The 19584-nt window shown below is 70.4% G+C and carries 18 protein-coding genes and 1 pseudogene; 9 read left to right on the top strand and 10 right to left on the bottom strand.

The genetic code is table 11. From position 1 onward, the window contains the following. Nucleotides 1-20: 20 nt before the first annotated feature. Nucleotides 21-263 (bottom strand): annotated as a pseudogene (locus OTB20_RS06590) (Ig-like domain-containing protein); the annotation flags it as partial. A 235-nt stretch (nucleotides 264-498) separates the two neighbouring features. On the opposite strand from OTB20_RS06590, the gene OTB20_RS06585 reads away from it, so the two are divergent. Together OTB20_RS06585 and OTB20_RS06580 are read left to right on the top strand one after the other, a co-directional pair. Continuing rightward, nucleotides 499-1323, top strand: a complete 825-nt coding sequence (locus OTB20_RS06585; protein WP_267815654.1) for a polysaccharide deacetylase family protein — start codon at nucleotides 499-501, stop codon at nucleotides 1321-1323. Between the two features lie 113 nt (nucleotides 1324-1436). Next, nucleotides 1437-2063 (top strand): hypothetical protein, encoded by a 627-nt coding sequence (locus tag OTB20_RS06580; RefSeq protein ID WP_267815653.1) that lies wholly within the window; start codon nucleotides 1437-1439, stop codon nucleotides 2061-2063. Between the two features lie 330 nt (nucleotides 2064-2393). Here the strand turns inward: OTB20_RS06580 and OTB20_RS06575 are convergent, their stop codons facing one another. From OTB20_RS06575 to mgrA, 4 genes are all read right to left on the bottom strand, one after another. Continuing rightward, nucleotides 2394-3701 carry an extracellular solute-binding protein gene (locus OTB20_RS06575; protein ID WP_267815652.1) on the bottom strand — a complete coding sequence of 436 codons (1308 nt, stop codon included), beginning with the start codon at nucleotides 3699-3701 and terminating at the stop codon, nucleotides 2394-2396. Between the two features lie 295 nt (nucleotides 3702-3996). After that, nucleotides 3997-4614 (bottom strand): SMI1/KNR4 family protein, encoded by a 618-nt coding sequence (locus OTB20_RS06570; protein WP_267815651.1) that lies wholly within the window; start codon nucleotides 4612-4614, stop codon nucleotides 3997-3999. A gap of 59 nt (nucleotides 4615-4673) precedes the next feature. Next, a complete protein-coding gene (locus OTB20_RS06565; RefSeq protein WP_267815650.1) occupies nucleotides 4674-5123 on the bottom strand; it encodes a DUF192 domain-containing protein in 450 nt (149 codons plus the stop codon). Nucleotides 5124-5452: 329 nt separating this feature from the next. Further along, entirely contained in the window at nucleotides 5453-6490 is a 1038-nt protein-coding gene (gene mgrA / locus OTB20_RS06560) for an L-glyceraldehyde 3-phosphate reductase (RefSeq protein WP_267815649.1), read from the bottom strand. A 126-nt stretch (nucleotides 6491-6616) separates the two neighbouring features. Here mgrA and OTB20_RS06555 point away from each other — a divergent pair, with 126 nt between their 5' ends. The 6 genes from OTB20_RS06555 to OTB20_RS06530 all read left to right on the top strand — a co-directional run bounded on the left by OTB20_RS06555 (nucleotide 6617) and on the right by OTB20_RS06530 (nucleotide 13332). Then, nucleotides 6617-7378, top strand: a complete 762-nt coding sequence (locus OTB20_RS06555) for an isoprenyl transferase (protein ID WP_267815845.1) — start codon at nucleotides 6617-6619, stop codon at nucleotides 7376-7378. A 415-nt stretch (nucleotides 7379-7793) separates the two neighbouring features. Beyond that, nucleotides 7794-9110: a PhoH family protein gene (locus tag OTB20_RS06550; protein WP_267815648.1), complete on the top strand. Its 1317-nt coding sequence runs from the start codon at nucleotides 7794-7796 to the stop codon at nucleotides 9108-9110. Nucleotides 9111-9571: 461 nt separating this feature from the next. Next, nucleotides 9572-10267 carry a transglycosylase SLT domain-containing protein gene (locus tag OTB20_RS06545; RefSeq protein WP_420716340.1) on the top strand — a complete coding sequence of 232 codons (696 nt, stop codon included), beginning with the start codon at nucleotides 9572-9574 and terminating at the stop codon, nucleotides 10265-10267. A gap of 136 nt (nucleotides 10268-10403) precedes the next feature. Continuing rightward, on the top strand, nucleotides 10404-11867 hold the full coding sequence (locus tag OTB20_RS06540; RefSeq protein ID WP_267815647.1) for an AI-2E family transporter: 1464 nt from the start codon (nucleotides 10404-10406) through the stop codon (nucleotides 11865-11867). Continuing rightward, a complete protein-coding gene (locus tag OTB20_RS06535) occupies nucleotides 11851-12597 on the top strand; it encodes a hypothetical protein (protein ID WP_267815646.1) in 747 nt (248 codons plus the stop codon). The genes OTB20_RS06540 and OTB20_RS06535 overlap by 17 nt, the downstream gene beginning before the upstream one ends. Before the next feature lie 51 nt (nucleotides 12598-12648). Beyond that, nucleotides 12649-13332 (top strand): hypothetical protein, encoded by a 684-nt coding sequence (locus OTB20_RS06530; RefSeq protein ID WP_267815645.1) that lies wholly within the window; start codon nucleotides 12649-12651, stop codon nucleotides 13330-13332. Nucleotides 13333-13635: 303 nt separating this feature from the next. Here OTB20_RS06530 and OTB20_RS06525 read toward each other — a convergent pair whose 3' ends face one another. Beyond that, nucleotides 13636-14175: an alkyl hydroperoxide reductase gene (locus OTB20_RS06525; RefSeq protein ID WP_267815644.1), complete on the bottom strand. Its 540-nt coding sequence runs from the start codon at nucleotides 14173-14175 to the stop codon at nucleotides 13636-13638. A gap of 3 nt (nucleotides 14176-14178) precedes the next feature. Further along, nucleotides 14179-14733: a peroxiredoxin gene (locus OTB20_RS06520; protein ID WP_267751263.1), complete on the bottom strand. Its 555-nt coding sequence runs from the start codon at nucleotides 14731-14733 to the stop codon at nucleotides 14179-14181. A gap of 135 nt (nucleotides 14734-14868) precedes the next feature. Between OTB20_RS06520 and OTB20_RS06515 the strand changes: the two genes are divergently transcribed. Then, nucleotides 14869-15816, top strand: coding sequence for a hydrogen peroxide-inducible genes activator (locus tag OTB20_RS06515; RefSeq protein WP_267815643.1), 948 nt, complete (start codon nucleotides 14869-14871; stop codon nucleotides 15814-15816). Nucleotides 15817-15871: 55 nt separating this feature from the next. Here OTB20_RS06515 and OTB20_RS06510 read toward each other — a convergent pair whose 3' ends face one another. Genes OTB20_RS06510 through OTB20_RS06500 form a run of 3 tightly spaced genes read right to left on the bottom strand, consistent with a single transcriptional unit; the run spans nucleotide 15872 to nucleotide 19472 of the window. Beyond that, nucleotides 15872-18268 (bottom strand): FtsX-like permease family protein, encoded by a 2397-nt coding sequence (locus OTB20_RS06510; RefSeq protein ID WP_267815642.1) that lies wholly within the window; start codon nucleotides 18266-18268, stop codon nucleotides 15872-15874. Continuing rightward, on the bottom strand, nucleotides 18265-18951 hold the full coding sequence (locus tag OTB20_RS06505) for an ABC transporter ATP-binding protein (protein ID WP_267815641.1): 687 nt from the start codon (nucleotides 18949-18951) through the stop codon (nucleotides 18265-18267). The genes OTB20_RS06510 and OTB20_RS06505 overlap by 4 nt, the downstream gene beginning before the upstream one ends. After that, nucleotides 18948-19472, bottom strand: coding sequence for a PadR family transcriptional regulator (locus tag OTB20_RS06500; RefSeq protein WP_267815640.1), 525 nt, complete (start codon nucleotides 19470-19472; stop codon nucleotides 18948-18950). The genes OTB20_RS06505 and OTB20_RS06500 overlap by 4 nt, the downstream gene beginning before the upstream one ends. Nucleotides 19473-19584 lie beyond the last annotated feature (112 nt).

Raw genomic sequence — 19584 nt, 5'->3', positions numbered from 1 at the left:
TCCGCCCCGTACCCCGCGCCTCAAACGCCGGCGAGGCTGGATATGCCCGTTACCTCGAAGACGTCGCCGGTCTTGGCCTGGGCGTAGCCTCGCCGTCGCGCTTCAGCGTGGGTGAGTGCCTCCGTCACCCAACCCCACGCGCCCTCGGTGTCGTTGTTCGTGGTCACCTTCAGCCGCCGCTCGACCTCGGCCTTGTTCTTCACCGGGTGGTCGAAGGTGAGGGAGGGCGGCTGGCCCACGCCCACGGTCGTGTTGCCCGCCGGAAGCACCGTCGCCCAACTGGAGAGGGGGTCTTGGGATCGGCCGTCCGGTATGAGGCCGGTCCGATCGCCCCCGGTTTCAGTCGGGACGGAATCGGGACGATGGAGGATCAAAGTCCTACAACCAGGAATTTATGGTCCATTCGGCTGGAACCTCGTATCCCCGACTGACGTCCTGATCATTGCGAGCTCACACGGCGGATGTCGACAAGGGGAGTTGAGACAGCACATGGGGTTCATGGCGCGCACGCAGATGCGGGGCACGAAGACGCGGATCGCCGTAGCCGGGGCGGTGGCGGCGGTGGCCGCGACGGCGTGGGGGGTGACGGTGCTCGCCGACCCGGGTCACGACATCAACCGTCAGAACGTCTCCCGGCAGTCGGACGACCCCGCGAAGGGAGGCGACGGCGAGCCGCAGGCGCCCGGGATGCCGGGCGGCCAAGTCCCGGACGGCATAGCCCACGCGTCGGAGAGCGGCGGCAACGCGGTCAACATCACCGTCGACGACGGACCCGACCCCAAGTGGACCCCGAAAGTGCTCGAGGTGCTGAAGAGGCATGAGGTGAAGGCGGTCTTCTGCATGATCGGACCGCAGGCCAAGGACCACCCCGACCTGGTCAAGAAGGTCGTCGCCGACGGCCACCGGCTCTGCGACCACACCATGGACCACAACACCGGGATGGACAAGAAGCCCCTCGCCTACCAGCAGCAGCAGATCCTCGACGCGAAGAAGCTGATCGAGGACGCGGCGGGCGGCGGGGCCAAGGTGGAGTACTACCGGGCCCCCGGCGGCGCGTTCACCCCCGAGAGCCGGGCCCTGGTCGCCGCCGACGGCATGCGCCCGCTCGGCTGGAACATCGACACCAAGGACTTCAGCAAGCCGGGGGTGGCCGCGATCGTGGGCGCGGTCAAGGCCGAGATCGGCAACGGCCCGACCATCCTCTTCCACGACGGCGGCGGCGACCGCACCCAGAGCGTCGAAGCCCTCGACCAGGTCCTGGACTGGCTGAAGGAGCAGGGCCGGCCCACCGGTTTCCCGGTGGTCACCGGCCCCAGCGCCTGACGTGCCGTCCGGCGGCGACGGGTACGCGCCGGCCCCGGCGCCGCCCGATCCCGTACGGGTGAAAGCGCGCCCGGCGTCGTTCCGGCCCGCCGGAGGGTCCCGTTGGTCCGGGCATGAAGCGCACCCGTACCACCGCCCTCGTCCTCGCCGCCGCCGCGGCGGCCCTCGCCCCCGTCCTCTCGGGCGCGGCCACCGCCGCGGAAGGCACGGCGTACCTCCAGGACCCGAGCGGAGGGGAGAAGGCGATGAAGTCGATGTGGACCAAGGACGACATGCACAAGGTGGAGGCGCAGTTCCGCTTCCACCCCGGCATCCAGTACAAGACGATCACCCGCCCCGGACCGAAGGGCGCGGAGTCCTACGAGCGCCAGATCCCGGACGCCAAGACCCTGGCCTGGCAGCCCGGTTACGAGTTCGCGTGGTCGGTGGCGGATTCGCAGGGCGTCAAGAAGGTGCTGACGACCAAGGACGGCAAGCAGCTGATCGTCGTGCACGCCGTACTGCGCGACTCCCGCCGCGCCGAAGTGGCGAAGGTGCACCAGGAGCTCAAGAACCAGCCCGCGACGGCGCGCGCCAAGGTCCCCGGGGGCAAGCGCATCGCGTGCGACACAGGGAAGTACACGGTGGAATGGTCGGTCACCCGCACCGGCTACGGCACCCTCACCGGCTCCCTGGCCTGGGACTCCAGCTGCGAGCAGCACCGCACGGCGTTCACCCCGGAGAACCAGGGCGCCAGCTAGGGCTGTGTCACGTGGCGATGCCCACCCCGGACGTCGACGGCATGGCCGGACCGTGTGGCGGCCGCGTCCGGTTCATCGGGGTCCGAGTCGTCCGTCCGGCCGCATGGCGTGGTGCGTCGCATCGCGTGCCCGGAGGAGGTGGGCCGGCCGCCTCGCGCGCCTTGTGGGCGCTCGCGGGCGACTGGGCCGCGGCCTTGGATCAAGAGCCGTACCAGCCATGATGCCGCAAGGGGTGGGGGTGCGGCATGGGGCGAAGGTCCCTTTTCGGCAGGGGCGTTCGGGGGCTTTTCCGTCCGTGCGACCAGGTGCTCGTGCGCGTGCTGTCGCACGTCAGCCCTTCTTGGCCTCGTTCGCCTTGGCGGCGATCTCCTCGAGGACGGCCTTCGGGTCGCCGGCGGGGTCCACGGCGCGCCCGATGTTGCGCTTGATGGTGTCGCTGATCGTCATCCACGACGGGTCGTCGACCGGGTAGAGCTGCGCGCTGCGCAGGGCGGTGAGGAACTGCTGGTCGTTCTCGTCCATGCCCGAGGAGCCGGCCATGGTGCGGGAGGCCGAGACGGTGGACGGCAGCAGGTGGTAGCGGCCGGCGAAGTCCGACAGGTTCTTGTCCCGGTAGACGAAGTCCAGGAACTTGCCGATCTCCTCGCGGTGGCCGTTCTGCTTGAAGGCCATCATCCAGTCGGCCACGCCCACGTTCGGCGGGAGCTCTCCTGAGCCCAGCATGTCCGAGACGGGCATCGTGACGGCGCCGACCGTGATCCCCTTGGAACGCGCCTCGTGGGCGAGCGAGGGGTAGCCGTTGAGCATGCCGACCTCGCCGCGCGCGAACGCGGCGAAGGCGTCGGCGCGGTTGAGCTGGGACGGGGGCGTGGGGCCGAGCAGCCCGGGTACGACCAGGTTGGCCTTGATCCACCTGAAGGTCTCGATGTTCTGCTCGGAGGCCAGGCTGTAGTTGCCGCTGTTGTCGGCGTAGCCGCCGCCGTTGCTGAGCTCCCAGATCATCGCCTCGGCGTGCGCCTCCTCCGGGCCCAGGGGCATGGCGTACGGGAACTTCACGCCCTTCTCCTTGAGCGCCTTGGCGGCGGACTTCAGGTCCTGCCAGGTCTTGGGCTGCCACCCGTTCTTGGCGTCCTTGCCGATGACCCCGGCGTCGGTCAGCAGCTTCTCGTTGTAGAAGAGGAGGCGGCTGCTCGCCACGAAGGGCAGGCCGTAGAGGGTGTTGCGGACGGATCCGGCGTCGGCGAGGGGCTGGAGGAAGTTCGCCTCCGCGCTGACCGAGAGGAGCTCGGGCGCGGAATAGAGCTTGCCCTGTGCCGCGAAGTCCGAGTAGCTGCCCATGAGGGCCATGTCCGGGGCGTCGCCGGCCTTGACCATGCGGGAGACTTCACTGTCGATGTCGGCCCACGGCAGTAGCTGGACCTCGACCTTGATGCCGGGGTTCGAGGCGGTGAACTCGGCCGTCATCTTGTCCCAGAAAGCCTTGGAACTGGTGGCCGGGCTGTCGCCGTATTCGGCGGCGACGAGGCGGATGGTGCCGCTGTCATCAGCGTTTCCGCCGGAGCTGCCGCAGCCCGCCAGCGGTATCAGCAGACCGAGCGCGACCGTGGTGGCGGCCGCCCCGAAGTTTCTTCGTCGCACGGGTGTATTCCCCTGATTTTCTTTTGAGTCCCGTTGTTACTTATGAGTTACTCCGGGCTGCGGTGTCCCTCAGTGGCCCGTTGGTCGGAATTCTCTCCCGCGAGGGAGTGGCTGGTTCCATTGGGTTGGCATTTGTGGTCAAAGCTCCAACTCGGGCATTTCCGAATGGTGTTTTCCGATATGTGATCAACAATTCGGACGCGCGTAGACATGCCGAAACGCCCGTTTCCGGCCACAGGGCAGGCCGGAAACGGGCGTGAGGGGGAGCGGAGATGGGAGGGGGAGTGGCGGAGTCTCAGTCCGCGAAGTCACCCGCGTACGGATCGGGTTCGCCCGTTTCGGGGTTGCGCCCCTCCTGCCAGCGCCGCTGGGCTTTGCGCCAGTGCACGAAGCTGAGGTGGCCGCCGTCCCAGAAGGTGATGCTGACCGGGCTCATGTCGAACTCGTCGGAGCACAGCAGGAAGAGGAACTCGCCCATGCCGTACGGGTACACCGCGAAGGAGTCGGCCGTGTGCCGGCCGACCACCAGGACGGGCCAGCGGTCGGGGTCGGGGTCGGCCGTCAGCCAGCACAGGATGTCGGAGCCGCCGGTGACGCCCCAGGCGAGGATCGACTCCGGGTCCACGTCGAAGGCGGCCCGGCCGCCCTGCGACTCCCAGACGTGGCGGGCGTTGGCCGTCTCCTCCGCCATCTCCGCGGGGTCCCACTGGAGGCCGGGCTTGGGCAACGGCAGCAGCACGCTGGCCTCGCCGTTGATCGAGCCCGCGCCGTAGCGGCCCATGAAGGCGATGAAATCGGCGGGGAACCGGCTGCCCCAGACGGCCTCGGCCGCCTGCCAGTCGATGTCCTCGTCGGCTCCGTGGGTCGCCGGCATGATCTGCTCAAGCGCCTTGATGCGCGCGTTCTCGGTCATGCCGCTCCCCTGCCACCCCAGCTCAACCGCCTCAACCTACCGCCGGGGCGCGGTGGCGCCTAGCGCGAGGTGAGACGCACCCGCAGGGAGGACCCGACGCGCAGGCCCCAGCCGGCCATGGCATCGGCCTCCGCCTCCAGGACGTGGCGGGCGCGGAGCCGGGGGAGACCGAGCCGCCCGGGGGTCATGGTGGTCAGCGCGATGACCCGGAGCCGGCGGTCCAGGTAGGCCACGTCGATGGCGAACCGCATCCGGAAGGTGTGCACGCTCGCGGCCGGGGTGAGGAGCATCGCCCCTTCGATCCCGTCCCGCCCGAGCAGTCCGCGCGTACGGGCCCGGTAGGAGGCGGCCACCTCCAGCGGCACCTCGTACGGCGCCTGCAGTGCCACCTCGTACGGCGCCTCCGGAGCCACCCCCAACGGCGCCTCCGGAGTCACCCCCGCCGCCGGCGCCTCCGGGCCGACGCAGAGCACGGCCCCACCGTTGTACCACTGCTCCCTGGTCCCCATGCGGGCCACCCTAGGGCCGGGAGCCGGGGCCCGGGGGCCCGTCCGGCCGAGCCCCGTCGTCAAGGCGGTGCACCGCCCGGGGTCCCCCCTGGGAGGGAAGGGCGTCCGATGGTCCGTACGGGCCTGCGGCCGGGCCCCACAAGGGCTGTGGGGCCGTTTCGACTCACCGCAGCGCTCCCGGCCGGTTCCGGAGGGTAATCGTTTCGCGGCAATGCACGCAGCACGCTTTACGAAGGGTTATGGTGGAACCCCCCCCTCGGGCCGGTCCGTATCCCCCCCACGGACCGGCCCGTTTTTTGTGCCCGCGCCGCGTTGGGCGAAGTCGCAGGTCAGCCCCGCTGGGCCCAGATGTTGGCGCCGGGGGTGGACACCGCGAAGGAATCGATCTCCTTCAGCTCCTGCTCCGACAGCGGTGCGCCGGACAGGGAAGCCACGTTTTCCTCGAGCTGCCGCACGCTCGACGCACCGATCAGCGCCGAGGTCATCCGCTCGTCCCGCAGCACCCAGTTCAGCGCCAGCTGGGCCAGCGTCTGCCCGCGCCGCGCCGCGATGTCGTTCAGCCCGTTCAGCCGGCGCACGACCTCGTCCGACAGCAGGTCCGGGTTGAGGGACTTGCCCTGAGTGGCCCGCGAGCCCTCGGGGATGCCCTTGAGGTACTTCCCGGTCAGCAGCCCCTGCGCGAGCGGCACGAAGGAGATGCAGCCCATGCCGGCCTCCTCCAGGGTGTCCAGCAGGCCGTCGTCCTCCGTCCAGCGGTTGATCATGGAGTAGGAGGGCTGGTGGATGAGCGGGCGCACGCCCATCTCCCGCAGCAGCCGGGCCGCCTCGGCGGTCTGCTCCGCGGTGTAGGAGGACACGCCCACGTACAGCGCCTTGCCCTGCTGGACCGCGGACGCGAGCGCACCCATGGTCTCTTCCAGCGGGGTGTCCGGGTCGAAGCGGTGCGAGTAGAAGATGTCGACGTAGTCGACGCCCATCCGCTTCAGCGACGCGTCCAGCGACCCGAGCAGGTACTTGCGGCTGCCCCACTCGCCGTAGGGGCCTTCGTGCATGAGGTAGCCGGCCTTGGTGGAGAGGACCAGCTCCTCGCGGTGGGACGCGAAGTCCCGCGCGAAGATCTTTCCGAAGTTGAGCTCGGCCGAGCCGGGGGGCGGCCCGTAGTTGTTCGCCAGGTCGAAGTGGGTGACGCCGAGGTCGAAGGCCCGGCGCAGGATCGCCCGCTGGGACTCCAGCGACTTGTCGTCGCCGAAGTTGTGCCAGAGGCCGAGGGAGATCGCGGGGAGCTTGAGGCCGCTGCGGCCGGTGCGCCGGTACTCCATGGAGTCGTAGCGCGAGGGCTCTGCCCGATAGGGATTGTTTTCAGTCACGTTGTCCTCCCTATCACGGACTTGTGACAGGACCGAGTTGGGTGCCGGATCCCGTCGCGCAGTACTGTGGCGGACTTGGGGGACCGCATTCCGCACGGGGGCATCGCTCGGAGGGGCTGGAAGATCGTGAAGCTGCGCGACCTGGTGTACAGGCTTTACGCACGCCGGGTGGAAGGCCGCATCGACCATGATGCGGCACCCAAGCACATCGGTGTCATTCTCGACGGGAACCGCCGCTGGGCCAAGGCCTCCGGAGGCACGACGGTGCAGGGCCATCAGGCCGGCGCCGACAAGATCTCCGAGATGCTGGGCTGGTGCACCGAGACGGACGTCGAGGTCGTCACCCTGTGGATGCTCTCCACGGACAACCTGGACCGGCCCGAGGTCGAGCTCCGCCCGCTGCTCAACATCATCGAGAACACCGTCCGGGGCTTGGCCTCCGACGGCCGCTGGCGCGTCCACCACGTCGGCAACCTCGACATCCTGCCCGCCGGGACCCAGAGCGTCCTGAAGGAGGCCGAGGAAGCGACCCGGCACGTCGACGGGATACTCGTCAACGTCGCCGTCGGCTACGGCGGCCGCCAGGAGATCGCCGACGCGGTCCGCTCGCTCCTGCTGGAGCACGCCTCGAAGGGCACCTCCTTCGAGGAGCTCGCCGAGATCCTCGACATAGACCACATCGCGGAGCACCTCTACACGCGCGGCCAGCCCGACCCGGATCTCGTGATCCGCACCAGCGGCGAGCAGCGGCTGTCCGGATTCATGCTGTGGCAGAGCGCGCACTCCGAGTACTACTTCTGCGAGGTCTTCTGGCCGGCCTTCCGCAAGGTCGACTTCCTGCGCGCCCTGCGCGACTACGCCGCCCGTCACCGGCGCTACGGCAGCTGATCCGCCCCGTGGGCCCCTCGTACCGCATCTGACCTGCGGTTCTCTGAAGCCCCCTCGGCACCTCACGGCGCGCCCGGACTCCTCCGCGGCGCGCCGTCCCCGTGTTCCCGTACGCCCTGCCCGCCTCCGGGGGCCCTCCGCGCGAGCCCTTCACCAGGGATTCACCGAGCGTCCGTCATATGCCGTGGCATGGCTGGACCCAATCGGGGAATACCCCTTGCAGGTCGATGCCCGATCAACGGGTGTCGAGTCTCAGCGGACGGCATGGGGCCGTCCGCCCGGGAGGCCCTTTGCACCAGGACGTACGTGCGGTTCGCACGGTCGGAGTGGAGGGCCGGAAGTCGGCCCGCGCAGGGGTGCCGATGACCGGTCCGGTCTTCATGGCCCGACCTCATCCGAGGGGGTACGTCCTTCCGTGGTGACCAGCACTAAGAGCCGCCTGCCCGACAGGCGGACCTATGTCCTCGACACCAGCGTCCTGCTGGCAGACCCCAATGCGATCACCCGTTTCGAGGAGCACGAGGTTGTGCTCCCGATCGTGGTGATCACCGAGTTGGAGGCAAAGAGGCACCATCCCGAGCTCGGCTACTTCGCCCGGCAGGCCCTGCGCCTGCTCGACGACTTCCGGGTTCGCTACGGCCGCCTCGACGCACCCATCCCGCTGGGCGATCTCGGTGGCACCCTGCGTGTCGAGCTCAACCACTCCGACCAGAGCGTCCTGCCCGCGGGCTTCCGGCTGGGGGACAACGATTCGCGCATCCTCGCGGTCGCCCGCAACCTCCAGGCCGAGGGCTACGACGTCACGGTCGTCTCGAAGGATCTCCCGCTGCGCATCAAGGCCTCCTCCGTGGGGCTGATCGCCGAGGAGTACCGCGCCGAGCTCGCGATCACGGATGCCGGCTGGACCGGCATGAGCGAGTTGGCGCTCTCCGGGGAGCAGGTGGACCTCCTCTTCTCCGAGGAGCGTCTCTACGTACCGGAGGCCGCGGAACTGCCCGTGCACACCGGTCTGGTCCTGCAGTCCGAGCGCGGCAAGGCGCTCGGCCGGGTCACGGCCGACGGCAACGTGAAGCTCGTACGGGGCGACCGGGAGGCCTTCGGGCTGCACGGCCGCAGCGCCGAGCAGCGGATCGCGCTCGACCTCCTGCTCGACCCCGAGATCGGGATCATCTCGATGGGCGGCCGGGCCGGCACCGGAAAGTCGGCGCTGGCGCTGTGCGCGGGGCTGGAGGCCGTACTGGAGCGGAGGCAGCATCAGAAGGTGATGGTCTTCCGGCCGCTGTACGCGGTCGGCGGCCAGGACCTCGGCTACCTCCCCGGGGACGCCTCCGAGAAGATGAGCCCCTGGGCCCAGGCGGTGTTCGACACCCTCTCGGCGGTCGCCGGGCGTGCCGTCATCGAGGAGGTGCTGAACCGCGGGATGCTGGAGGTCCTGCCGCTCACGCACATCCGCGGCCGCTCGCTGCACGACGCGTTCGTCATCGTGGACGAGGCCCAGTCGCTGGAACGCAATGTCCTGCTGACCGTTCTGTCCCGTATCGGGGCCAATTCGCGGGTGGTTCTCACCCACGACGTGGCCCAGCGGGACAACCTGCGGGTCGGCCGGTACGACGGAGTCGTCGCCGTGGTCGAGAAACTGAAGGGGCATCCGCTCTTCGCGCACGTCACGCTGACCCGTTCCGAGCGCTCCCCGATCGCCGCGCTGGTCACCGAGATGCTGGAGAACCTGTAGGGCCCGGGCGGCCCCCACGGGTCGCAAAGCAGGTAAAACACCCATAGCGGGAAGGCGAGTTGGCGCCGTCCGGCAAAGGCCGAAGAGCCTAGCCGGGCGGCGCCTTCACGCACAGGGGTTTGAAGAAAACAGCGGCGACCTGACTGGTGTGACCTTTCCCACGCAACGGATAATTGCCCTGCGGTGTCGCGGTCCGGCAGAGTCTGTTTTCCGTCAGGCCCCGCATACGGCACGCCCCCAGACTTCGTCCGGGGGGACCCCCGGTATCTCCCGTGAGGTACAAGCAGTACTGCTAACTCCACAGTCGATCGCCGTATGCCGCCCGGAGCATCACGCGGCACTCCCGCAAGGGAGTTGCCCACGGGCCCGCGCTTCCAGTGACCGAACCATCATGGAAGCCAGTGTCGAGGGGCACTATTGCTGCCGCGCAGTCACTGCGGACGCTGCTGGAAGGACACCGTGTGAGCCGGATCTCGGTCCGGGGATTCGCTGTGGCTTCGGCCACGGCGGTCACCACCGTTGGCGCAGTCGTGGGCGTCGCCACTGGCGACCCCACGAACGATCTTGAGACGACCGCGTCCGGGACGACGCTCCTCACCGACATCCCGGTCGGCGAGCAGGCTGAGGTCCAGAACGCTTCCCTGACGCAGCAGGCGGACTCCATCGCCCACGCGGCCGATGTCGACGCCAAGCGCTCGGCGGAGGAAGCGGCCCGCATCCAGGCCGCCCAGGACGCCAAGTCCAAGAAGGCAGACGCGCAGAAGGCCGCGGACGACAAGGCGAAGAAGGAGCGTGAGGAGAAGGAGCAGGCTGCCAGCCGTTCCGCCTCCCGCGACGGATCCGACTTCGCGCCCCAGGCCTCCTACACGGTTGCCCAGGTCAAGGCGATCGCCCAGCAGATGGTCCCGGCGGGGCAGTTCCAGTGCTTCTCCAAGATCATCAACCAGGAATCCACCTGGAACTACCAGGCGGTGAACAAGTCCTCGGGCGCATACGGTCTCGTCCAGGCCCTGCCCGGTTCGAAGATGGCCACGGCCGGCGCCGACTGGCGCACCAACCCCGCCACGCAGATCGAGTGGGGTCTGAACTACATGAACAAGAGGTACGGCGGCCCGTGCGGCGCCTGGAGCTTCCACCAGGCCAACAACTGGTACTAGCCCGGTCGCGAGACCGCGCCCGCGCGCCTCAACCTCGAAGAGCCCCGCACCGTCCTACGGTGCGGGGCTCCTCGCGTGTACGGTCTTTCGAGGTAATGGCCCGGCATACGGACCAGAGCGGGGGGAAGGAAACGACATGGCGAAAACAGGCTGGCTCGGACGACTCGGCAAAAGGCTGACCCACGTGGAGGCCCGGCTCGCGGAGCGGCGCGCCGAGGTCGAGGCCGAGACCTCCGGCGACCTGCCGTCGCGTCCCCCCGCCACCGGCGCCGGCGCGGGGACCGGCTCGGAGGCCGCTCCCGACCCCGGCTCCGGCGTCTCCGCCGGCGCGGCCGGGACGACCGCAACCGCCGTTGCCACCCCGGAGTCCCCGGCCACCACCTCCCGGCCCCCCGTGGCCCCGGGCGCCGAACACGTCGACTACGCCGCCCCCCGGCGCCCCGACCCGGTGAGCGTCATCCCGTGGGGTGTGCGCGTCGCCGCCGAAGCGAGCTGGCGGCTGCTGCTCCTCGCCGGGATGCTCTGGGTGCTGATGCGGGTGATCAGCGAAGTCCGCCTGGCCGTCCTCGCCTTCGCCGCCGCCCTCCTCGTCACCGCACTGCTCCAGCCCTTCGTGGTCCGGCTGCGCCGCCTCGGCATGCCCCGCGGACTGGCCACGGCCGTCACCGCGATCCTCGGGTTCGTCGTCATCGGCCTGGTCGGCTGGTTCGTGGTCTGGCAGGTCATGGACAACCTCGACCAGCTCTCCGACCGGCTGCGCGAAGGCATCAACGACCTGAAACTCGCGGTCCTGGACAGTCCGTTCCACGTGACCGAGAAGCAGATCAACGAGATCGCCAAGAACCTCAGCGAGACCATCGGCACCAACACCGAGCAGATCACCTCCGCCGGCCTGCAAGGCGTCACGGTCCTCGTCGAAGTGCTGACGGGCATGCTGCTCGCGATGTTCTCCACGCTCTTCCTGCTCTACGACGGCAAGCGCATCTGGATCTGGACCACGGGCCTGCTCCCGGCGGCCGCCCGCCCCGGCGTCGCCGGCGCCGGTCCGCGCGCCTGGCGCACCCTGACCGCGTACGTGCGCGGCACGGTCCTCGTGGCCCTCATCGACGCCGTGTTCATCGGACTCGGCCTCTACTTCCTCGACGTGACGATGGCCGTTCCGCTCGCCGTCTTCATCTTCCTGTTCGCCTTCATCCCGCTCGTCGGCGCGGTGATCTCCGGCGCCCTCGCCGTGGTCGTGGCCCTGGTGACCCAGGGGCCGTTCACCGCGCTGATGGTGCTGCTGGTGGTCCTGGCCGTGCAGCAGATCGAGGGCCATGTGCTCCAGCCCTTCATCCTGGGCCGGGCGGTACGGGTCCACCCGCTCGCGGTGGTGCTCTCGGTGGCGGCGGGCGGTCTGGTCGCCGGCATCGGCGGAGCGGTGGTCGCGGTTCCGCTGGTCGCCGTCACCAACACGGTGGTCGGCTACCTGAGGGCCTACTCCCGCGAACAGTTCCACCACGGGCACTCCCCGGTCGGCCCCGGGCCGCACGGTGCGACGGCCCTGGGCCGCGTGGTTCCCGATCCGGAGGAGACACGTAAGGGTGATATCGGAGCCTGAGTTCGACGGCGGGGCGCCCGGCGTACCGGAGCCCCAGGGCCCGCAGGGGCCCCGGCCCCGGACGCACGAGGGGTCCCCGTGGCGGCGGCCCGGCCGCAGCCCCTGGCGGTGGGCGCTCGGCGGCGCCCTGCTCGCCTCCGCCCTGTGGGCGGGCGCCTGGTGGGCGGCGGCCCCGCAGGACGACAGCCCGCCGCTGCGGTACGCACTGCCCCTGAGCCTGTGCGACGAGGCGAAACTGCCCGGGGTGGCCCGGCTGGGGGAGATCATCGAGTGGGACTCCAGCCCGAGGCGATGGGAGCACCCGGGCGTGGACCGGGCGATGTGCCTGCTGAACACGCAGCCCGCCCAGTCGGAGGGGCCCGGGCGCTGGCTCGCGTACGGGGCCCAGGTCTCGATGGCGCTGCACAAACGCAGCGACCCCGCGCCGGAGTTCGGCTCGGACCCCGGAGCTGGGGGCTGGATCGGCATGAGCGATCCGGACGTCCGCTCGGTGCCGGGGCTGGGAGAGCGGGCGCTGATCTCCGAGGTGCAGCACGGGAGCAACTGGCGGCTCACGGTGCTCGACGGGGGAGCGGTGTTCACCATGGACGTGTCGGCGTGGACGGGCGGCGAGAGCGAGCCGGGCGCCGGCGACGGCACCCAAAAAGATCCGCCGAAGCCCGATTCCGACGCGGTACAGGCTGCGATGATCGACGATATGCACGGCCTGATGAAGGCGTTGCGCAGGTAGGTGCGGCGGGCGCGGGGGCGCGGGGGCACGGGGAAGACGGGGGACACGGGGATGATAGGCGAGCCCGAGATCGACGGGGGCTGGGACAAGGCGCACCCGGTGGAGGAGGCCGAGCCGGACCTTCCGCGCGAGCACGCCCGGGGTCCGCGCGCCCCGTGGCGGTGGGCGCTGGGCGGGGTGCTGGCGGCCTCGGCGGTCTGGGCGGGCACGCTGGCGATGCAGGACCGTTTCACCGGTACCCCGCGCATCGACTACCGGCACTCGGCCGAACTGTGCGAGGAATCCCCGCTCAAGACGCTGGGCCAGACCATCGGCCGGACCTTCGAGGGATCGGAGGACAGTGAGGGGGTAAGCCCCGTGCAGGACTGGGCGTACTGCCGCGCCCGGATGACGTACGAGGAGGACTCCGTCTCGTACGGGGCCGAGGTGCAGGTCCAGCTGCACAAGCGGACCGATCCGGTGCCGGAGTTCGCCACCGGCCCCGGGAACAGTCCCTATGCGCAGATCGACCCCGCGGAGCGCCGCGAGGTGCCGGGCCTGGGCGAGCGGGCGGTGATCGACCGGTACTACGGGTTCGGCGGGGTGCGGCTGATGGTGCTGGACGGCGGGGCGGTCTTCTCCCTGACCGTGCAATGGTTCCTCGGCGACGAGGAGGGCTCGGCCGTCGACGGGGACGCGGTCGACGCGGCATTGATCGAGGACGCGCGGGCGCTGATGGAAAAGCTGCGACGCTAGTGCTGTGACCGGAAAGGTTCACCGTGTCGCGGCGCCCGGCACGGCACCTCTCCCCCAGCTACCGCTGGGAGGTGCCCCCTGCGTTGTCGGACCGGGCAAGTACGTCCAGTACGAGCCTCGGCCCTCCGCCTTGCGATGCACCGCACCGGACACCGCGACCCGGCACACCTTCCCGGCCACAGCACTAGGGCCCGTCCTTCGGATCAGGCCGGGCCCGCGGTGTCCGGCCGGCCGGCCGGAAGCGTGCAGGGCCCCCGCGGCCGGTGTCGGATGCGGGGGCCCTGGAGCGCGTACCGCCGGTCGTCACTCGCCCGCGAGGGCGGCCTCGGAGTCGAGGGTGACGGCCACGGCCTGGATCACCGAGGCGATCTTGAAGGCCTCCTGGACCGTCTCGCGGTCCACACCGGCCTTGCGCAGCACCTGCTCGTGCGAGTCCAGGCACTGGCCGCAGCCGTTGATCGCGGAGACGGCGAGCGACCACAGCTCGAAGTCGACCTTCTCCACGCCCGGGTTGCCGATGACGTTCATCCGCAGGCCCGCGCGCAGGTTGCCGTACTCCGGGTCGGAGAGCAGGTGGCGGGTGCGGTAGAAGACGTTGTTCATCGCCATGACCGCGGCGGCCGACTTGGCGGCGGTGTACGCCTCCGGCGACAGGGCGGCCTTCGCCTCCGGCTCCAGCTCACGCAGGACGCGCGGGGAGCGGGCGGCGATCGCGCAGGACAGGACCGTGCCCCACAGCTGCTGCTGCGTCAGGGTGTCCTGATTGCCGATGACCGAGCCGAGGTTCAGCTTCAGGTCCTTGGCGTAGTCCGGTATGGCGGACTTGAGGGAGTCGAGGGACATCGCTCACTCACCGGCCAGCAGCGCGCCGGCGTCGAGGGTGCCCTCGCCCTTGTTCCAGTTGCAGGGGCACAGCTCGTCGGTCTGCAGGGCGTCGAGCACCCGCAGGACCTCCTTGGGGTTACGGCCCACGGAACCGGCGGTCACCATCGTGAACTGGATCTCGTTGTTCTGGTCGACGATGAAGACGGCGCGCTGGGCGAAGCCGTCCTCGCCCTGGACCCCGCAGTCCTTCATGAGCTCGTGCTTGGAGTCCGCCAGCATCGGGAAGGGCAGGTCGCGCAGGTCGGCGTGGTCCTTGCGCCAGGCGTGGTGGACGAACTCGGAGTCACCGGAGACGCCGAGGACCTGGGTGTCGCGGTCCAGGAACTCCTCGTTGAGCTTGCCGAAGGCGGCGATCTCGGTCGGGCAGACGAAGGTGAAGTCCTTCGGCCAGAAGAACACCACGCGCCACTTGCCCTCGTAGGTCTTGTGGTCGATCTGCGCGAACTCCGCTCCGGACTCCAGCGAGACGCAAGCGGTCAGATCGTAGGTGGGGAACTTGTCGCCGACAGTGAGCACGTGCTCTCCTTGCGAACAGGAAAGTGACCTTTTTGAGGGCTTTCCGGCGGGGTTGGACGTATCTCACATGCTGACACAGCTGCATTGATTGCGGAAATAGCTAGTGTGGAGAACAGTGATCGGAGGTGGTTATCAGTGGCTGTGGGTAACAGGGGAGCGAAGCAGGCGACGCTCGCGCAACTGCGGGCCTTCGTCGCCGTGGCCGAGTTCCTCCACTTCAGGGACGCGGCCGCCGCCATCGGCATGAGCCAGCCGGCGCTCTCCGGATCCGTCTCCGCACTGGAGGAGGCGCTCGGGGTGCGGCTCCTGGAGCGGACCACGCGCAAGGTGCTGCTCTCGCCCGCCGGGGAGCGGATCGCGGTCCGGGCGCGGGCCGTGCTCGAAGCCATGGGCGGACTGCTGGAGGAGGCCGAGGCGGTACGGGCCCCCTTCACCGGGGTGCTGCGCTTCGGCGTGATCCCCACCGTGGCGCCGTACCTGCTGCCGACCGTGCTCGGGCTCTTCCGCCGGCGCTACCCCCGCCTCGACCTCCAGGTGCACGAGGAGCAGACGGCCTCGCTGCTGGAGGGGCTGGCGGGCGGACGGCTCGACCTGCTGCTGCTCGCCGTACCGCTCGGGGTCCCCGGCGTCACCGAACTGCCCCTCTTCGACGAGGACTTCGTCCTGCTGGCGCCGCGCGGGCATCCGCTCGCCGGACGCAAGGACATCCCGCGCGAGGAGCTGCGCCACCTGCACCTGCTGCTGCTCGACGAGGGGCACTGCCTGCGCGACCAGGCCCTGGACATCTGCCACGACGCGGGACGCACCGCCGGCGCGGACGTCACCACGACCGCCGCCGGACTGTCCACCCTCGTACAACTGGTCGCCGGGGGGCTCGGCGTCACGCTGTTGCCGCGCACCGCTCTGCGGCTGGAGACCACCCGCAACGAATACCTGGCCACCGGGTACTTCGCCGAGCCGGCGCCCTCACGGCGGATCGCGCTGGCCATGCGGACGGGAACGGCCCGCGAGGAGGAGTTCCGCGCCGTCGCCGACGCGCTGCGCGAAGCCGTACGCCCGCTCCCCGTCTGGCTGACGGACTGAGCGGGCGTGGGCGTGGGCGTTGGCCTGGGCGTACGGGGCCGCGTGCGCGCGGGAGTTACTCCGTGCGCAGCCCGTCCGGACGCATCAGGCGCAGCAGCGGCGGCAGGCTGAGCAGGGTCACCACGATGGCGACCCCGGCCCCGATGCCCGCCATCGCGGCGACCGAACCCCAGTCGATCCGTACGTTCATGGCCGCCATCCGCATCAGGACCGCGCCCAGCGCCAGCCCCACCACCGTGGCCAGGCCGATGCCCAGGCCGATCGGCAACGCGGTCTGCCACAGCACGGACAGGCTGAGGGTGGAGCGCTTCGTACCGAAGGCGACCAGTGCGGCCAGCAGCTTCTTGCGGTCGCGCAGCTGCTCCAGCTGAGAGACCAGCAGGCTGGCGCCGATCAGCATCAGGACACAGGTCGCGCCGATGAACAGGCCGGTGCGGATGCCCGCGAAGCGGCCGCTGGTGGCGGTTGCCTGGAGGGTCATGGCGACGGCCATCGGCTCGGCCTTGTAGGCCGAATTGCGGGCCAGCTCCAAGGCGTCGGGCACCTTCGGGTCGAGCTTCACGTACACCTGCGCGTACGCGTTGGAGCCCAGGCCCTTGGGGGCGGCGGCCGGGGTGACCAGCAGACCGGTTCGCAGGCCGCCGACCGGGTCCTTGCGGGGCGCCACCGTCTTCGCGCCGGCGGGGACGGTCCAGGGGACGGGCGGGGGACCGTCGGTCCGACCCCAGACGTTCCCGGTGAAGAGCTTCTCGCCCGCCGCGGCGGAGGAGTCGCGGTTGACCTCGGCGCCGGGGGCCGGGGCGAGCACGAACACGTCGCCGTCCTTGCAGGAGGGCAGTACGGCCAGCTCGGACAGGGCCGAGCAGGAGCCGATCTCGAGCGAGACGTCCGCGGTCTCGACCTCGGCGGCGCGCGCCGCCGAGACGGAGGTCAGCGCCAGCACCCCGGTGACGCCCTCGGTGGCGGCCAGGCCCTTGGCGAGCACGTCGAGCCGCTCGGGGGAGGAGCTGCGGCTCAGGACCGACAGCGCGGCGCGCGAGGGGTCCTGGCCGGTCTCCTCCGTGTACTGGCCCGAGGTGCCGGCGAACATCATCTGCAGGGCGATGGCTCCGGCGACCGCGACCGCGATGCCGTTGACCAGGCGTGCGGCGCTGCCGCTGGTGACCTGGAGCCGGCGCACGGCCAGCTGGCAGGAGACCGATCCGCGGCCGCCGAGGCCGCCGACCACGCGTTCCAGGATCCAGGGGAGCAGGGCGGTGACCCCGACGAGCAGCAGCACCACGCCGCCGGACACCTGCCACTGGTTGAAGGCCCCGCCGTCGTTGCCGCGGCCGATCATCGGAGCCAGCAGGCCGATGCCCGCCACGGGCAGCAGCAGCCGCCACCAGATCCGGCGCCGGCCGGGGGTGGCGGTGCGGACCACGCCGAGCGGCTCGATGACCATGCCGCGCAGGGCGAACAGGGTCACCGCGACGGCCGCGGCGGGCACCGTGAGCGCGACGAGCGCGACCAGCCAGGGCGTCGGGTCGAGGTCGGCGGGGAAGACGCTGCGCTGGTACATGCTGAAGACCGGCGCGAGCTGACGGACGGCAAGGAAGAACCCGGTGCCCAGTGCCAGGCCGATCAGCGATCCGGCGAGCGCCTCGCCCGCCGCGATCCGGCGGACCATCCTGCCGTCGGCGCCGACCAGGCGCAGGGCGGCGAGCCGGCGGTCCCGCCGGTCGCCGCCGAAGCGGACGGCCGCGGCGATGAACACGGCGACGGGCATCAGGAGCGCGACGAACACGAGCACCACGAGGAGGGCCAGGACCGGGTCCAGGGACTCCGACTCGTAGCTGTTGTCGAAGCCGGTGATCCGCTTCACGTACGGGCTCTCGACGGCCCCGTCGGCGACCGCGGCCAGCTGGTCGCTGCCCTCGTAGAAGTAGAGGTCGCCGGGGCCCACCAGGCCGGAGTCGCCGATGGTCGAGACGATCTCCCCGTCGAGGCGCTCGCGCAGCAGTTTGCCCTCGGTGGTCTTCATCAGCTTGTCGAGGGCGGGGGAGACCGCGAGTTCACCCGGTCCGGGGTACTTCTTCAGGCCGGGCGGCAGCGCCGGGTCGGCGCCCTCGGGCTGGACGAGCAGCCCGTCGACCCCGTACGAGCGGTACGTCTGGTCCGCGCGCGCGGTGAGCACGGTGTCGGGCCCGGCGCGTCCGGCGGTCGGCGCGGTGGCCGTGTCACGCGCGGAACCGCGGTCGTCGCGGGCGCCCATGGCGCTCGGTATGGCGCTGGTGACCAGCAGCAGGGCCACGCCGAGGCCCACGCCCACACCGGTGAGCAGGGTGCGGGTCCAGCCCTCCCGGCCGCCGCCGAGGGCGAAGCGGGCGCCGAGTCCGAGGTCGCGGAGCCAGACGCGGACCATGCCCTGCCGGCCGGGGCTGCCGGGAGCGCTGTGCTTGCCGTCACTCATACCGCGCGCTCCATGTCGCGGGACTTGCCGTCGCGCACGACGATCTCCCGGTCGGAGTACGCGGCGACCCGGGTCTCGTGCGTGACGAGGACGACGGCGGCGTTCGTGGACCGGGCGGCATCGGTGAGCAGCTGCATGACGAGCTCGCCGTTGAGGGAGTCGAGGGCGCCGGTGGGCTCGTCGGCGAAGATCAGCCGGGGGCTGGTGACGAGGGCGCGGGCGACGGCCACGCGCTGGCCCTGCCCGCCGGAGACCTCGCCGGGCCGCTTGCCGCCGAGGTCGTCGACCTGGAGGCGCTCCATCCACTCCAGGGCGGTCCGTTCGGCCTGCTTGCGCTTGACGCCCGTGAGGCGGAGCGGCAGGGCGACGTTCTCTACGCAGGTCAGCTCGGGGACGAGCTGGCCGAACTGGAAGACGAAGCCGAACTCGCCGCGACGCAGGGCGCTGCGCTCGGCGTCGTTCATGGCGGAGAGTTCGCGGCCCGCGTAGGTGATGGTGCCGCAATCCGGGGTGACGATTCCGGCGAGGCAGTGCAGCAGGGTCGATTTGCCGGAGCCGGAGGGGCCCATGACGGCGACGACCTCGCCGGCGTGGATGGAGAATTCGGCGCCGTCGAGGGCGTTGGTGCTCCCGTACGCCTTGCGGAGGTCCGTGGCGCTGAGCAGTGTGCCGGCGGGGGTCATCGGCGTACCTCCTGGGCGAGCTGGTCGAGGCGGGCGGCGGCGAGTTCGAGCCACCGCAGGTCCGCTTCGAGGTGGAACAGGGCGTGGTCGCAGACGAGCTGGTCCGCGAGGTCCCCCTTGCGCTTGCGCTGGGTGAGGATGCGCATCAGTCGCAGGTGCTCGGCGCGCTGGGTGTCCAGCAGCTCCTGGGCGCTGCGGCCGGTCAGGAGGGCCAGTACGACCTTGGTGTAGAGGGTGGTCTGGAGGTACGGCTCGGGCTTCTCGGGCTGGGCGAGCCAGCCCTCGACGTCGGTCACGCCGGCGTCGGTGATGGCGTACCGCTTGCGCTCGGGACCACCGCCGCTCTCCACTCCGTCGACCTCGACGAGGCCGTTCTTCAGCAGCCGCGACATGGTCGAGTAGACCTGCCCGTAGGCGAGGGGCCGGTCGTGGCCGAATCTCTCGTCGAAGGTCCGCTTGAGGTCGTAACCGTGCCGGGGACCGGCCTCCAGGAGGCCGAGGAGTGCGTGACTGATGGACATGCGGACGACTATACATGCGGTGTATACCCTCGATGTATACACACAGTGCAGAGATGATCTTCAGGTGGTTTGCGCCCATTCGTAGGGACTCCGGTCGTACGGAGCCCGGCTC

Source organism: Streptomyces sp. H27-H1, assembly GCF_026627445.1.
Lineage (GTDB): Bacteria > Actinomycetota > Actinomycetes > Streptomycetales > Streptomycetaceae > Streptomyces.
The sequence above is the reverse complement of the archived record's forward strand: the minus strand, read 5'-3'. Positions and strand labels throughout refer to the sequence as shown.

Excerpts from the sequence above, each read along its gene's own strand:
- OTB20_RS06585 (WP_267815654.1), top strand. The coding sequence starts at position 499 with ATGGCGCGCACGCAGATGCGGGGCACGAAGACGCGGATCGCCGTAGCC.
- OTB20_RS06580 (WP_267815653.1), top strand. The coding sequence starts at position 1,437 with ATGAAGCGCACCCGTACCACCGCCCTCGTCCTCGCCGCCGCCGCGGCG.
- OTB20_RS06570 (WP_267815651.1), bottom strand. The coding sequence starts at position 4,614 with ATGACCGAGAACGCGCGCATCAAGGCGCTTGAGCAGATCATGCCGGCG.
- OTB20_RS06565 (WP_267815650.1), bottom strand. The coding sequence starts at position 5,123 with ATGGGGACCAGGGAGCAGTGGTACAACGGTGGGGCCGTGCTCTGCGTC.
- OTB20_RS06540 (WP_267815647.1), top strand. The coding sequence starts at position 10,404 with ATGGCGAAAACAGGCTGGCTCGGACGACTCGGCAAAAGGCTGACCCAC.
- OTB20_RS06530 (WP_267815645.1), top strand. The coding sequence starts at position 12,649 with ATGATAGGCGAGCCCGAGATCGACGGGGGCTGGGACAAGGCGCACCCG.
- OTB20_RS06525 (WP_267815644.1), bottom strand. The coding sequence starts at position 14,175 with ATGTCCCTCGACTCCCTCAAGTCCGCCATACCGGACTACGCCAAGGAC.
- OTB20_RS06510 (WP_267815642.1), bottom strand. The coding sequence starts at position 18,268 with ATGAGTGACGGCAAGCACAGCGCTCCCGGCAGCCCCGGCCGGCAGGGC.
- OTB20_RS06505 (WP_267815641.1), bottom strand. The coding sequence starts at position 18,951 with ATGACCCCCGCCGGCACACTGCTCAGCGCCACGGACCTCCGCAAGGCG.
- OTB20_RS06500 (WP_267815640.1), bottom strand. The coding sequence starts at position 19,472 with ATGTCCATCAGTCACGCACTCCTCGGCCTCCTGGAGGCCGGTCCCCGG.